Origin of the sequence: Listeria grayi DSM 20601 (assembly GCF_000148995.1) — a bacterium.
GTDB classification, from domain to species: Bacteria; Bacillota; Bacilli; order Lactobacillales; family Listeriaceae; genus Listeria; species Listeria grayi.
The window spans coordinates 890,541-904,465 of record NZ_GL538353.1 but is presented as its reverse complement, the minus strand read 5'-3'; the positions used below and the strand labels follow the sequence as shown (position 1 = coordinate 904,465).

At 42.8% G+C, this 13,925-nt stretch carries 10 protein-coding genes and 3 pseudogenes; 7 read left to right on the top strand and 6 right to left on the bottom strand.

Going from position 1 to position 13,925, the window contains the following annotated elements; genetic code table 11:
* Positions 1-94: 94 nt before the first annotated feature.
* From HMPREF0556_RS11910 to HMPREF0556_RS11890, 6 genes and pseudogenes are all read right to left on the bottom strand, one after another.
* Positions 95-577 (bottom strand): acyltransferase, encoded by a 483-nt coding sequence (locus tag HMPREF0556_RS11910; RefSeq protein WP_003758954.1) that lies wholly within the window; start codon positions 575-577, stop codon positions 95-97.
* On the bottom strand, positions 577-1,233 hold the full coding sequence (ppaX, locus tag HMPREF0556_RS11905) for a pyrophosphatase PpaX (RefSeq protein ID WP_040486796.1): 657 nt from the start codon (positions 1,231-1,233) through the stop codon (positions 577-579). The genes HMPREF0556_RS11910 and ppaX overlap by 1 nt, the downstream gene beginning before the upstream one ends.
* 44 nt (positions 1,234-1,277) lie before the next feature.
* Positions 1,278-2,090 carry a prolipoprotein diacylglyceryl transferase gene (gene lgt / locus HMPREF0556_RS11900; RefSeq protein WP_003758952.1) on the bottom strand — a complete coding sequence of 271 codons (813 nt, stop codon included), beginning with the start codon at positions 2,088-2,090 and terminating at the stop codon, positions 1,278-1,280.
* Positions 2,091-2,110: 20 nt separating this feature from the next.
* The gene (hprK, locus tag HMPREF0556_RS11895; RefSeq protein ID WP_003758951.1) at positions 2,111-3,049 is read right to left on the bottom strand and encodes an HPr(Ser) kinase/phosphatase; all 939 of its coding nucleotides are present in this window, start codon (positions 3,047-3,049) and stop codon (positions 2,111-2,113) included.
* Positions 3,050-3,123: 74 nt separating this feature from the next.
* Positions 3,124-3,345, bottom strand: a pseudogene (locus HMPREF0556_RS13090) (helix-turn-helix domain-containing protein); the annotation flags it as partial.
* 12 nt (positions 3,346-3,357) lie between these two features.
* Entirely contained in the window at positions 3,358-4,032 is a 675-nt protein-coding gene (locus tag HMPREF0556_RS11890) for an AraC family ligand binding domain-containing protein (protein WP_050777032.1), read from the bottom strand.
* Positions 4,033-4,157: 125 nt separating this feature from the next.
* Between HMPREF0556_RS11890 and HMPREF0556_RS11885 the strand changes: the two genes are divergently transcribed.
* The 7 genes and pseudogenes from HMPREF0556_RS11885 (at position 4,158) to HMPREF0556_RS11860 (ending at position 13,897) form a co-directional block, all read left to right on the top strand.
* Positions 4,158-7,430, top strand: coding sequence for a DUF5107 domain-containing protein (locus tag HMPREF0556_RS11885; RefSeq protein WP_003758948.1), 3,273 nt, complete (start codon positions 4,158-4,160; stop codon positions 7,428-7,430).
* A 52-nt stretch (positions 7,431-7,482) separates the two neighbouring features.
* Positions 7,483-8,466 (top strand): aldose epimerase family protein, encoded by a 984-nt coding sequence (locus HMPREF0556_RS11880; protein ID WP_003758947.1) that lies wholly within the window; start codon positions 7,483-7,485, stop codon positions 8,464-8,466.
* A 165-nt stretch (positions 8,467-8,631) separates the two neighbouring features.
* Positions 8,632-8,817: a hypothetical protein gene (locus tag HMPREF0556_RS13085; protein ID WP_206740633.1), complete on the top strand. Its 186-nt coding sequence runs from the start codon at positions 8,632-8,634 to the stop codon at positions 8,815-8,817.
* A pseudogene (locus HMPREF0556_RS13630) lies at positions 8,777-9,883 on the top strand (ABC transporter substrate-binding protein). Before HMPREF0556_RS13085 ends, HMPREF0556_RS13630 begins: the two are co-directional and overlap by 41 nt.
* Before the next feature lie 76 nt (positions 9,884-9,959).
* Positions 9,960-10,838 (top strand): carbohydrate ABC transporter permease, encoded by an 879-nt coding sequence (locus tag HMPREF0556_RS11870; protein ID WP_003758940.1) that lies wholly within the window; start codon positions 9,960-9,962, stop codon positions 10,836-10,838.
* 17 nt (positions 10,839-10,855) lie between these two features.
* Positions 10,856-11,680, top strand: a complete 825-nt coding sequence (locus HMPREF0556_RS11865; protein WP_003758938.1) for a carbohydrate ABC transporter permease — start codon at positions 10,856-10,858, stop codon at positions 11,678-11,680.
* Positions 11,681-11,698: 18 nt separating this feature from the next.
* Positions 11,699-13,897 (top strand): annotated as a pseudogene (locus HMPREF0556_RS11860) (alpha-galactosidase).
* The last annotated feature ends 28 nt before the right edge of the window (positions 13,898-13,925 follow it).

The window sequence follows — 13,925 nt, the reverse complement described above, 5'->3', positions numbered from 1 at the left end:
GTATAACATAGACCTGTTTATGCGAATAGAGCGCCTTGTTATTTATCCGAATTTTCCCCGCAAAAAAAGAGTTCCGTTTTCCCAGAACTCTTTTTTAGTCTCGGATCTGCAGTGGATTCCCATAAGCAAAACTGCCAGACGGAACATCTTTCGATACCACTGCTCCAGCTGCTATCGTTGCATTGTCGCCGATCCTAACGCCCGGCAATACCGTTACATTCGCGCCGATCATTACGTTATCGCCGATCGTCACATTTCCGACACGGTATTCTTTGATCAAATATTCATGTGTCAAGATCGTGCTATGAAAACCAATGATCGTATTTTGTCCGATCGTGATTTTTTCCGGGAAAAACAAATCCATCGTGACTTTAAAAGCTACGGCAGAATGTGTTCCGATCTTCATCCGCATTCCGCGCCGATAAAGATTGCGTTTCCCCGTCATAAATGGATAATAGCGGGCGATCTCATTGATGAGCGTATTCTTGAAGACTTTCCAAAACGATACGGTGCGGTAAACTTGAAACAGCGTATTCACTTCTGGATCAGGGGCTTGGAATCGCTCGAGCTTTCTCATTATTCATCCTCATCTGCCATGATCGGCAAGATGTCGCTCATCTTTTCCAGCAGAAAATCTGGTTCTAGCTGCTGCATGAAGGCTTCTCCCTTCAATGACCAAGCTACACCAGCCGTTTTCGTTCCCGCATTTTTCCCCGCTAGGATATCATGCGAATTATCGCCGATCATAATAGCTTCTTCTTTCGTTGAATTAAGTAGGCTGAGCGCCATGTTGATGCCTTCCGGGTCTGGTTTTGGCTGGCTTACTTGATCTAAACCGATCACTACTTGGAAAAATTTGTCCAAACCAGTCAACCGTAAACCACGCATGACTGTCTCGTACATTTTGGTCGATACGATCGCTAATTTATAATCAGATTCATATAAAGAACGGATCGTTTCATAAACACCGTCAAATTCCACAACCATTTCATCATGATTCTCTAAATTGAATACCCGATAGAATTCCATCATTTCTTCCGCCCGATCCGGATCGATTTTTGAAAAAGTATCGATCAATGATGGTCCCATAAATGGCAGGATATCTTCCTGAGTATATTCCTTTTCAGGTGTAAAATGTTTAAAAGTCTCTTGAAAAGAACGAATGATCAAGTGATTCGTATTGATCAACGTGCCATCTAAATCAAACAATAATGTTGTAAGTGCTTTTGTCATTTTCATTTCCTCTCTTTTCGGTAAAGACATGTCCCGTGCACTAGTTATTTTTTCGTATCCAGATAATAAGGTGGATTGCTTCTCACACGGCGATATACGATGATCGCGATTGCTACGACAACTAATATCACTGCCAACACTTGGGAAACTCTAAACGCCCCCCACATCAAGCTGTCTGTACGCATTCCTTCGATAAAGAAACGACCGACGGAGTACCAGATCACATAGGATAAAAAGACCTCTCCACGGCGTACTTTTGTCCGTCTAATGATAAGCAGAATGATAAAGCCGATGACGTTCCATAAACTTTCATACAGAAAAGTCGGCTGATAATAGACACCGCTGATATACATTTGATCGATAATAAATTTCGGCAAGTGCAGATTTTCCAAGAAACCTCTTGTCACGGCTGCACCATGCGCCTCTTGATTCATGAAGTTGCCCCATCTGCCGATAGCTTGAGCAATGATCAGGCTCGGTGCTGCGATGTCTGCAAGCTGCCAGAAAGAGATCTTCTTCACTCTGGTAAAAATGATAGCCGTTATTACTGCTCCGATCAAAGCGCCATAGATCGCGATGCCGCCGTGCCAGATTTTAATGATCTCACCAGGATTTTCCTTGTAGAAATCCCATTCAAATGCGACATAATAGATTCTCGCTGAGATGACAGAGATCGGAATTGCCCAGATCAACAGATCAACAAAAATCTCTTTATCAAATTTCCGCTTGGAAGATTCGTACAAAGCTAGCAGTAATGCAATGACAACACCACAGGCAATGATCACCCCATACCATTTGATCGATATTTCTCCGATTTGCAGTGCCACCGGGTCCAGCGGCTTGATTCCATTTTCCATTTAAATCCTACTTTCTTTCATCAATCGCTGATACTGCGATTGTGATCAATATATTTGCTTAAATCACTTGTGAATTTTTCTGCGGCGTCGTATCCCATGTTTTTCAACCTGAAATTCATTGCCGCTACTTCGATAATGATGGCTAAGTTTCGTCCGGGACGAACTGGGATCGTTATTTTCGGGATTTCCAAATCGAATATTTTCGTTGTTTCGGTAGTTAGCCCCACGCGGTCATATTGTTTATTTGGATCCCAGTTTTCCAAATCGACCACCAAAGTGATTTTTTTGCTGGAACGCACTGCGCCGGCACCAAATAATGTCATGACATCAATGATACCAAGGCCGCGGATTTCAAGCAAGTGTTCGATGATCGCCGGTGAGGAGCCGATCAATGATATCTCGTCTTCTTGACGGATCTCGACATTATCGTCCGCTACTAAGCGATGACCGCGCTTGATAAGTTCTAGCGCCGTTTCGCTTTTGCCTACTCCGCTGTTCCCAGTGATCAGTACGCCTAAACCGTAGATATCGACCAAGACGCCATGCTTGGAGATCACAGGAGCAAGTTTGCTCTCTAAAAAGTTTGTGATATATACCGAGAGCCGCGTCGTCTTAAGACGTGAGCGTAGTACTGGGATACCTGCCTTATCCGCTGCTTCGACCAACTCTTTCGGAACTTCTAAACTACGGGCAATAATAAACGCCGGTGTACGGCTAGTACACATTTGCGTATAACGTTTCAAGCGTTCTTCGGCGGACATTCCTTCTGAAAAGGAGATTTCCGTCATTCCAAATAATTGTACACGGTCTTCTGGGTAATAAGAAAAGAAACCTGTCAACTCTAAACCGGGACGCGACAGATCACTTGTCATGATCGTCCGGTCGAGTCCTTTATCTGAGCCAATCAATTCTAGTTTCAAACGTTTTTTCAATTCATTTACGGTAACGGTTTTCGTCATCCAAATACCTCCGTTGTTCTCTTTTTAGCAGTTCCCCTTCATTTTACCACTTTCGCGGCATGTGTAACAGTGATTTATTTGAAGTGAAATTCCTGACGCATGAGTGAAGGCTCTTGGACCGACACTTGTTTCCGATATACTTTTGGTGAAAGTCCCATATATTTCTTAAACAAACGTGAAAAATAGTATGGATCTTCGTAGCCGACTTTCTTGGCGATCTCATAGATCTTCATATCGGTCAATTTCATAAATTTACAGGCTTGGTCGATCTTCAATTGAATGAAATACTCGATCGGCGAAGTTTGTGTCTACTTTTTAAAAATACTGCCTAAATAACTTTGCGATATATTAAGCTGATAAGTCAGATCTTTCAGCGTCAATTCTTTCTCAATGTTTTCATTCATATAGCGGATGCATTTAGTCAGATACTGATTCTGTTTGTCATAAGAAACTTTATCTTCCAGCAGATAAATTTCCACCAATAGCAGTTCGAGCAATTTGGAGGCTGCAATAATATGATGCAGATGATGTTCTTTCTCCGACACATCAAGCAGATCGATAAAATGGTTTTGAATCAAGCTTTTTTTGGCCGGTAAATTGATTTTGACCTTTTTCTTCGCGACATTGCCGATGTTCGTTGTGATATCGCTTACAAAACGGATCCATAAAATCGACCACGGATGGTCGCCTTTCGTATAATAGCGATGCGGCGTTTTAGCAGGAATACAGAAAATTTCTCCATTTTTAAGTTGGATCGTTTCCTTGTTCAGCAGTTCGATGATTCCTTCGCCTTCGATACAATAAATCAAAATATTTTCCGGTGTGCCTTCGAATCTCTCGCGATAATGATACTGCGCAGATGGATACAAGCCGATCTCAGTGATGTAAGAACCATGGATCAAAAGATGTGCCAAAAGTTCTGATTGATTATCGAGTGGGAAAACGATATGTTTTTCATCTTTAAAACCATCTCGTTTTTGCATCATGTCCCCTCCTCTTTTTAAACTAAAAAAATAAAATAGTCCATTAATTCAATAGTATAACCTATTTTTATCTGAAACGCTTCCTTGTATGCTTTAATTAACCAAACTAAAAGGAGTGTTTTATTATGAAATCTGGTTCTGTGACCGCCTGGGAAGAAAGTGTTGTTATACCTACCTATGAAGTAGGCGATCCTGACAAAAACCCATTGTTTTTTGAAAAGCGCGTTTACCAAGGAAGCAGCGGAAAAGTCTATCCTTTGCCGGTAACCGAGAAAATCAGTGATACAAAAGTCGACAAAACTTATCAAGCTGTCTTCTTAGAAAATGATTATTTAAAAGTAATGCTCTTACCGGAATTAGGTGGACGTATCCATTCTGCAATCGATAAAACCAATCAATATGATTTTGTTTATCACAATCATGTTATCAAGCCTGCTCTGGTGGGGCTTTGCGGACCATGGATCTCAGGCGGGATCGAATTTAACTGGCCGCAGCATCATCGTCCCAGCACTTTCATGCCAGTTGAGTATACAATCGTAGAAAATCCAGATGGCAGCAAAACCGTATGGACTGGCGAGATCGATCAAATGTACGGAACAAAAGGGAGCGCCGGTTTCACGCTATATCCGGATAAAGCTTACATTGAAATAACGGGAAAAGTCTTTAATCGTACAGATATTCCGCAAACATTCTTATGGTGGGCCAATCCAGCTGTCCCCGTCAACGATCATACGATCTCTGTCTTTCCTCCTGACGTCCATGCCGTCATGGATCATGGGAAGCGTGCCGTATCAAGTTTTCCGATCGCTACCGGTGAATATTATAAATACGATTATTCAGCAGGAATCGACATTTCCCGCTATAAAAACATCAAAGTCCCTACCTCATATATGGCTTACCACTCTGATTATGATTTTATCGGAAATTATGACGAAGCCAAACAAGCCGGCCTCTTGCATGTTGCTGATCATCACGTTTCCCCAGGGAAAAAGCAATGGACATGGGGAAACAGCGATTTCGGAAAAGCATGGGATCGCAATTTAACAGATGAAGATGGTCCTTACATCGAGTTGATGACAGGTGTCTTCACGGATAATCAGCCAGATTTCACTTGGCTCAAACCGTATGAAGAAAAAACTTTCAAGCAGTATTTCATGCCATACAAAGGCGTTGGCCGAATCAAAAATGCGACGATCGATGCTGCCTTGAATCTCGAGACAAATGAAGCCGGCGTTTGTGCAAAAGTCTATGTCACCGCCATTCAAAAAGACGCAAGGCTGACATTAGAGCAAGCGGGCAATTTGCTATACGAAGAAGTGGTTACGCTTACACCGGAGAGTTCCTTTGAACGGATACTTACGAATATACCACCGCTCACAGATGCAACCCTTTCTCTGTATTCTGCCGACGACCACTTATTAGCAGACTACCATCTCCACTCACAAGATTTGCAACCACTGCCCGAACCAGCTGAAGCACTGGCCGAGCCACAACAATTGAAGTCGACAGAAGAATTATTCTTAGCAGCGACACATATCGAACAATACCGTCATGCTACTTTAGATGCTGAAACCTACTATGTGGAAGGACTTCGTCGCGATCCTTCTGACATTCGTTTGAATAACGCTTATGGTCTCTTTTTATTCAAAAAAGGATTGCTGGAAGAAAGCAAGCGCTATTTCCAACGTGCATTGCAGAAACAAACTTGGAAAACGCCCAACCCCTATAATGGTGAAGCTCGTTTCAACTTGGGGATCGTACAAAAACTACTCGGCGAAGAGCAAGCGGCTTATGATGCTTTTTACAAAGCAACATGGAATGAGGATACGCAAGCTGGTGCTTTTTACCAATTAGCTTCTCTGGAAGCCAAACAGCATCGCTATCCGCAAGCGCTGGAATTTGTTGACAAAGCGCTGGTCAAGAACAGCCATAATATGAAAGCTCGTGTCCTACGACTCGCACTGCTTCGCAAACTTGGCGAATCTACAGAAACAGAGATACTTGCTAACCTTGAAATCGATGCCCTTGATCTAGGAACTTGGTACGAATATTCCCAGCTCTTCCCAGATAAACAGTCACACTGGGAAAAATTGATGCGTGGATCACGCAATAACTATTTAGAGTTGGCGCTTGATTATCTTCATGCCGGCCAATTTGAAGAAGCAGAACAAATTCTTAAACACTTCCCAGGAAATAGTCCGCTGCCACTTTATTATCGCGCTTATATCCATTTACTGAAAGAAGAGCAAACACAAGCGCAAGCTCTTATTGAGCAAGCAGAACAGGCAGATCCTGACTATTGCTTCCCAAACAAGATCGAAGAAGCAGTGATCCTTTCGGCCATTGTCCGTTATGATCCAACTGCCGGCTTTGCAAAATATTTCCTGGGTAATTTATTGTATGACAAAAAAAATCGGGAACAAGCAATGCAACTATGGGAGGCAACCGCGGAACTTCTACCCGACTTTCCAACCGTACACCGCAATCTGTCTTTTGCTTACTATAATGTTGCGCATGACCTGACTAAAGCCAGCCAAGCCATCGATCGCGCTTTTGCGCTTGCACCAACCGACGCACGTCTTCTACTCGAAAAAGATCTGCTGGCAAAAAAACAAAACCTTTCGTTGCAAACGCGTTTGACGATTTTCGAAGCACATCTCGAAACTGTTAAGAAACGTGATGATCTCTATATTGAATATATTACGACCTTAAACACGCTCGGCCATTACCAGCAAGCGCTGGGATTATTAGAATCACACATTTTCCATCCATGGGAAGGCGGAGAAGGCAAAGTCAGCGGGCAATACGTCTTTGCTTTGATCGAATCGGCGAAACAACTGCTAGACTCTGATCCCACTAGAGCAATTGAGTTATTGGAACACACCCTTGTTTACCCTGATAACCTGGGAGAAGGGAAATTGCCAAACGTAAAAGATACGCTTTCCTATTATTATTTGGCAAAAGCGCATGAAGCACAGGGTGATGTAGCGAAGGCAAAAACTTACTATCAATTAGCAACAAGCGGTGATATCGAACCGGAAAGTGTACTCTATTATAATGATCAGCCCGCAGATACCATTCTTTATCAAGGTCTAGCGTATGAAGCACTAAACCTTCCCGAAAAAGCCAGAACTTGCTATCATAAATTGATCAGTTATGGCGAAAAGCATCTTTTCGATGATGTAAAATATGATTATTTTGCTGTTTCTTTACCGGCAACAGTGGTGTATGCAGAAGATATCCGACAAAACAACCGTTTTTACTGCCGTTATTTGATTGCTCTTGGCAACGCTGGTTTAGGGAACAATGTATCTGCGCAAGAGCAACTTGCTAAATTAGCCCACGAAGACTATTCGCACCAAGGCGTTTCCCGCCATTTGGAGCTTGTAGCAAATTAAGATCCGGACAGCAGAGAACCATCTCTGCTGTCTTTCCAAGGAGGAAAAAATAATGACTACACTCACGATACATCGCTTGCAAAACAAACAAGGTACGTCTTTAGAATTACTTAACTACGGCGCCACACTTTATCGTGTATTAACCAAAGATAAAAACGGTGAGCTGCGAAATATCATACTTAGTTTATCCTCGCCAGAAGCCTATCTTACGCAAAAAACCTATCTGGGTGCCAGTATTGGTCGCGTAGCAGGTCGAACTAGCCAAGGCGTTTGGGGAGCGCATCAGCTTGAACGAAATGAAGGACTGAATCACCTACATGGCGGGACGATCGGCTTCGAATCACGTTATTTTTCTGCTCAACCATTCAAAACCGAGAATTCCCAAGGCGTTACTTTTTCCTATGACAGCCCTGATGGGGAAAATGGTTACCCCGGAAATCTACATGCCGAGATCTGTTATACACTGTATGAGGACAATCACTTTACCATCGAATATACCGGTGAAACAGATGCAACGACCCTATTCAATCCGACTAACCACGCCTATTTTAATCTTTCCGGCGAAACAACGATCGCGCAACACGTTCTTTCCGTAAAAAGCACTGCCTATCTACCTATCAATGCTGAAAATCTTCCCAGCGACAGCATCCATTCCGTAACTGACACCGGGTTCGACTTGCAAAGTCCAGCACCCCTTTCAGAAATACTGACAAAGCCAGATATCAAAGCCGACAACGGATTGAACCACCCCTTTATGCTAGAAGAAAAAGCAACACAGATTCACCTCGCTTCGTCCAAGAGCGGTATTGATCTGCAGATAGGCACTACTTATCCCTGCGCTGTGCTCTACACAGGAAGTCACTTCAACAATGATTTCCAATTAGATAATGGACATGCCGTCAGCCCTTATGCCGGCATAGCTTTCGAGACTCAGTTTCCTCCCGATGCCATCCGTCACCCTGCCTTTGGCGATATCCAATTGCATCCGGGAGAAAAATTTCACGCAAAAACCAGTTATCAGCTTGGTATCTTTTAAAGGAAGATTGTCCATTTTTCCAGCAATTTAATCTATTTGAAAGCCTAGCTAATTCTCATATAATTAGCTTATTCGTTAGCATCTCTACTCACCATCGGTAATGACCAGTTCGTTTTTTAGTAAGCGCTTTCTTAAAAATATATTACAAGAAGGGAAGAAAATATGATGAAAAAATGGATGCTTTTGGCACTTACCCTTATTCTTGCAATCGGACTAAGTGCATGTGGCGGTTCTTCATCCGGAAAATCAGCAAATAATGGAAAAACTGTTCTGACACTAGCTCTTTGGGATACCAATCAGAAAAAAAGCGATGCAAGAAATGGCAGATGCCTTTACCAAAGAAAATCCTAATATCAAGATCAAAGTCGAAGTAACACCTTGGGATCAATACTGGACCAAATTACAGGCAGGTGCTTCCGGCGGAAATACAGCAGATGTCTTCTGGATGTCACCAGAACAAGTATTTACATACGCAAACGGCAATGCCTTAATGGACTTGAAAGACCGCATCAAGAAAGACAATTATGATATGAGCAAGTATCCGAAAAACTTGGTAGACTCTATGAACGTAAAAGGCAAACAATTAGGTATACCAAAAGATGATAGCACTGTTGGACTTTGGTATAACAAAGATCTTTTTGATAAAGCCGGCGTTTCCTACCCTGATGACAAGTGGACTTGGGATGATTGGATGGACGCTGCTAAAAAACTGACAGATAAGAAAAAAGGGGTATATGGTATGGCTGCCCCGGATAACGGTCAAAATTTCATCTATAACCTTATTTATGCAAATGGTTCCGATTTCTTCACCAAAGATGGGAAAAAGAGCCTTTATGACACACCTGCCAATATCGAAGCGATCAAATACGGTGTCTCTTTCATCAAGAATGGTTACTCTCCAACTACTGCAGACTTCGCAAGTACAACGCCAGATCAATATTTCGAATCTGGGAAAGTCGCCATGATCACAGCAGGTTCATGAATGGCGACCGAATATACCGCCATTGACGGTTTAAATGCAGATGTCGCGCCTATTCCGAAAAACAAAACTAAAGGTACCATCTCTTCAGGAATGGCTTACTCGATCTCAGCTAATACGCAACATCCAGATGCAGCATGGAAATTTGTGAAATTCATGGGCGGCAAAAAAGCCAATACGATTCAATCCTCTTCTGGAGCAGCTGTTTCCGCATATGAAAATACACAAGAACCATATGTTAAGAAGTTCCCATCTATCAATGCTCAAGTATTCGTTGATGCAATCGATTACGGCAAATCTTCCTACATGGTAGAGAGCCGAGCAGATTGGATCACAACAGAGCAGGAAATCATGACAAAGATCTTCTCGCTTCAAGAATCCCCTGAAAAAGGATTAAAGGACCTTGCCAAACAAATCAATGGCTTCACAAATAAATAAACTCAGAAACGCCTCTGTCAGCATTTTTTTAGAGGCGTTTCCCTTACCATATCCCGATCAAAGGAGATGAATCCACATGGAGCGAAGTACTGGCACGTTACAATCCAACAAACGAAAAAAACAAGTATGGGCCCTCCTGTTTGTTGCCCCTACCATTTTATTGATCTTGATCTTGAATGTCTGGCCGATCATCCAAAGTATCTGGTATAGCTTCAATGATGTCAAAGGCTTAGGAAAACCGACTTGGGTCGGAATGGCGAACTATTTCCAAGCATTTCATGATCCTGCACTTTTAAAAGCTTTATGGAACACCGCTCTTTATACGATCGTGACCGTTCCAGTAGGTACGATCCTATCACTTGTAGTAGCAGTGTTTCTAAATTCTAAAATAAAAGGAAAAACCTTTTTCCGTGTTATTTATTTTATCCCTGTCGTCTCTGCACCCGTTGCCGTTTCGATGGTATGGAAATGGCTTTATAACGGGCAATACGGATTGATCAATTATTTCTTGTCCTTTTTCGGTGTGAAGGGGCCTGATTGGATAGGTGACCCGAAATTCGCACTTTGGTCGATCATTGGCTACAATATGGTCATTCTGCTCGGCGGTCTACAAGATATTCCAAAAACTTATTACGAAGCCGCAGAGATCGATGGTGCCGGACCAATCACCAAATTTTTCAAAGTAACGATCCCACTTGTTTCCCCTACTCTATTTTTTGTCGTCATCACGACTTTCATAGGGGCCCTTCAAGTATTCGATTATATCTTGATGATGCTCGGAACCAGTCCAGCGCTTCAAAATTCAAAATCGATCGTTTACTTGTTCTACCAATATACATTCGTCAACAATAACAAAGGTTATGGCGCAAGTATCGCGATCATTCTGTTAGTTATTATCCTCATTCTGACGCTTATCCAAATGAAGCTGCAGAAAAAATGGGTCCACTATAAATAATAAAGGAGTGCCTTTACATGAAAAAAATGCAAAAAGGTCATCTGCTCATTTATCTGATCCTTTCATTAGGCGCGGTATTGATGGTTGGCCCGTTTATTTGGAGTATCTTGACTGCCTTTAAAACACTTACCGAATCATTGCGTTTCCCGCCGACTTTTTTACCCGCTCACTGGGGCTGGCAAAATTTCGTTGACGTTTGGCAAGCATTGCCATTCACGGATTACTTTCTCAATACATTTTGGATGATTTTGGGACGCGTTCTTATTTCTACGATCATCAGCGCGACTGCCGGATTCGCCTTTGCAAGATTGAAATTCAAAGGAAACAACCTGCTTTTTATGCTCGTTCTGCTTACCATGATGATCCCCGCTCAAGTGTATATCTTGCCACAATACTTAATGATCTCCAAACTAGGCTTGACCAATACGATCAGTGCCTTGATCATCCCAGGCATGGCAAGCGCATTTGGAACTTTCTTGATGCGACAGTTCTTTATGAGTGTTCCTGATGAATTAGAAGAAGCGGCAGAATTAGATGGTTGCAATACTTTACAGCTATTCTTCCAAGTAATGCTTCCGCTGGCAAAAGCACCGTTGACATCCTTAGCGATCTTCACCTCGCTTTTCGCCTGGAAGGATCTCATGTGGCCGCTGATCGTCAACATGTCCCCTGAGAAGATGCCGCTCTCATCTGGGCTTGCTCTACTGCAAGGACAATACACTACCAACTATCCGCAGCTCATGGCCGGCTCTGTTATTGCCACTATTCCAATGGTCATTCTTTTCATCATTTTCCAAAAACGATTTGTGCAAGGAATCGCCTCTACCGGTTCCAAAAATTAACAAGGAGCGTTTTTATTTATGCCAATTCAATTCAATCAAAAAAAGAAACAATTTCACCTTTATAACGATACATTAAGCTATATTATGGAACTCGACCAAGACAAATATCTTACTCATCTCTATTACGGTGAAAGAATTCGCAACTTTACCATGCAACGTCCCTATCCAGAGATCGACCGCTCCTCCTTTTCACCTAATCCTGAAAATCCCTCTACACGAGGATTCTCACTGGATGTTATTTTACAAGAAATGCCGGGGCAAGATTCCGGCGATTATCGTGAACCGGCCTTTGAGATCATTTATCCAGATGGCACAAGTGCTACTCATTTCGCCTACAAAAGCCACCGAACCTTCGCTGGTAAAAAAGCGCTTCCCGGTCTCCCAGCTACATACGTAAAAACAGACAGCGAAGCAGAGACTTTGGAAATCACATTGATCGACTCCATTCGGCAAGTTGAAGCTGTCCTTAGCTACACCATCTTCGAAAAATTATCCGTTATCACCAAATCGATTTCCTTTAAAAACACTGGTACAAAAGCAGTTACGTTGCTTCGTGCTTTTTCCAGCTGTTTCGAATTTCCAGATGCCGACTTTGATTGCATTCAGCTGCCTGGTGCGTGGGCTAGAGAAAAGCAGCTAGTCAGACATCCGATCCACCACGGCTTCCATGTACTAGACAGCAAACGCGGAGCAAGCGGTGTTGCACAGCAGCCCTTCATGGCATTAGCAAGAAAGGGAACCGATGAAAATACCGGCGAAGTCTATGGTTTCCATTTCGTCTATAGTGGGAATTTCAGCATCCGGACCCAGGTCGATACTTACTCGCAGACTCGTGTGCTAGTTGGTCTTAATCCATATCACTTTTCTTGGAAACTCGGCCCCGGAGAGTCATTCCAAACACCTGAAGTCGTTTCTGTTTACGCTAAAAATGGCCTGAACGAAATGAGCCACAATTATCATGCCTTGTACATCAATCATCTTGCTCGCGGGGAACATCAATATAAAGAACGACCTGTTTTGATCAACAATTGGGAAAGCACTTACTTCGATTTCAATGAAACCAAGCTGCTTCAACTGGCAAAGAGGGCCAAAGACATCGGCGTTGAATTACTCGTGCTGGACGATGGTTAGTTTGGCCACCGCGATGATGATACGACCTCCCTCGGCGATTGGAGCGTTGACAAACGAAAACTTCCCAATGGTCTGGATCATTTAGCAAATGAAGTAAATAAACTTGGTTTGAAATTCGGTCTTTGGTTTGAACCGGAAATGGTCTCCAAAGACAGTAGCTTATACCGCGAACATCCTGACTGGCACATCCATGTCGACAAATACCCGCTTTCAGTCGGTAGAAATCAATATGTACTGGATTTCAGTCGGGAAGATGTCCGGGAAGGTATCTATCAACAACTGACAAAAATCTTGGACGCAACACCGATAGACTATATCAAGTGGGACATGAACCGCAATATCACCGAGCTTGGCAACCGTATCCTTCCCGCTGATCAGCAAATGGAAATCAGCCATCGCTATATCCTCGGTCTTTATGAACTTTTGGAAAAATTGACGACGCGCTATCCGCATATTTTATTTGAAAACTGCTCCGGCGGCGGTGGTCGCTTTGACCCGGGAATGACTTACTACATGCCGCAAAGCTGGGCAAGTGACAATACAGATGGCTACGATCGTATCAAGATCCAATACGGAACAAGCTTGATTTTCCCGCCCGTCATGATCTGCGCTCAGCTTTCTGAAGCACCTAATCATCAGGTCGGTCGCACCACGCCACTTGCTACTAGAGCAAATGTAGCAATGAGCGCAAATTTTGGTGTCATGCTCGATTTGGAAAAAGAAAGCAAGGAAACACTCGATTACACCAAACATGCGATCACGTGGTATAAAGAGCACCGCCGACTGCTACAGTTCGGGACCTTTTATCGACTAGAAAATCCCTTCACCAGCAATTTCGCTGCCTGGAGTTTTATTGCTCCTAATCAAGAAGAAGCAGTCGTTTTCTTTTTCAAAGCATTGGGTAGTGCCTCGGAACCCTTGGTAAAATTACATTTACAAGGTCTAAACCCTGATTATTATTATCAATGTGATCAAAAAGTATATAGCGGTGAAGAATTGATGAAATTCGGGCTTTATTTAAATGAAGATCTGCACGGCGATTTTCTCAGCCAAGTCTTTCATTTCACTAAAATAGATCAACCATAAAAAAACCTACTAAACCTTAAAAAAGGTT

Bases quoted from the DNA above. Each gene is read 5' to 3' on its own strand.
- HMPREF0556_RS11890 (WP_050777032.1), bottom strand. From the start codon at position 4,032: ATGCAAAAACGAGATGGTTTTAAAGATGAAAAACATATCGTTTTCCCA.
- HMPREF0556_RS11910 (WP_003758954.1), bottom strand. From the start codon at position 577: ATGAGAAAGCTCGAGCGATTCCAAGCCCCTGATCCAGAAGTGAATACG.
- ppaX (WP_040486796.1), bottom strand. From the start codon at position 1,233: ATGACAAAAGCACTTACAACATTATTGTTTGATTTAGATGGCACGTTG.
- HMPREF0556_RS13085 (WP_206740633.1), top strand. From the start codon at position 8,632: ATGAAAAAATGGATGCTTTTGGCACTTACCCTTATTCTTGCAATCGGA.
- HMPREF0556_RS11870 (WP_003758940.1), top strand. From the start codon at position 9,960: ATGGAGCGAAGTACTGGCACGTTACAATCCAACAAACGAAAAAAACAA.
- hprK (WP_003758951.1), bottom strand. From the start codon at position 3,049: ATGACGAAAACCGTTACCGTAAATGAATTGAAAAAACGTTTGAAACTA.
- HMPREF0556_RS11880 (WP_003758947.1), top strand. From the start codon at position 7,483: ATGACTACACTCACGATACATCGCTTGCAAAACAAACAAGGTACGTCT.
- HMPREF0556_RS11885 (WP_003758948.1), top strand. From the start codon at position 4,158: ATGAAATCTGGTTCTGTGACCGCCTGGGAAGAAAGTGTTGTTATACCT.
- lgt (WP_003758952.1), bottom strand. From the start codon at position 2,090: ATGGAAAATGGAATCAAGCCGCTGGACCCGGTGGCACTGCAAATCGGA.
- HMPREF0556_RS11865 (WP_003758938.1), top strand. From the start codon at position 10,856: ATGAAAAAAATGCAAAAAGGTCATCTGCTCATTTATCTGATCCTTTCA.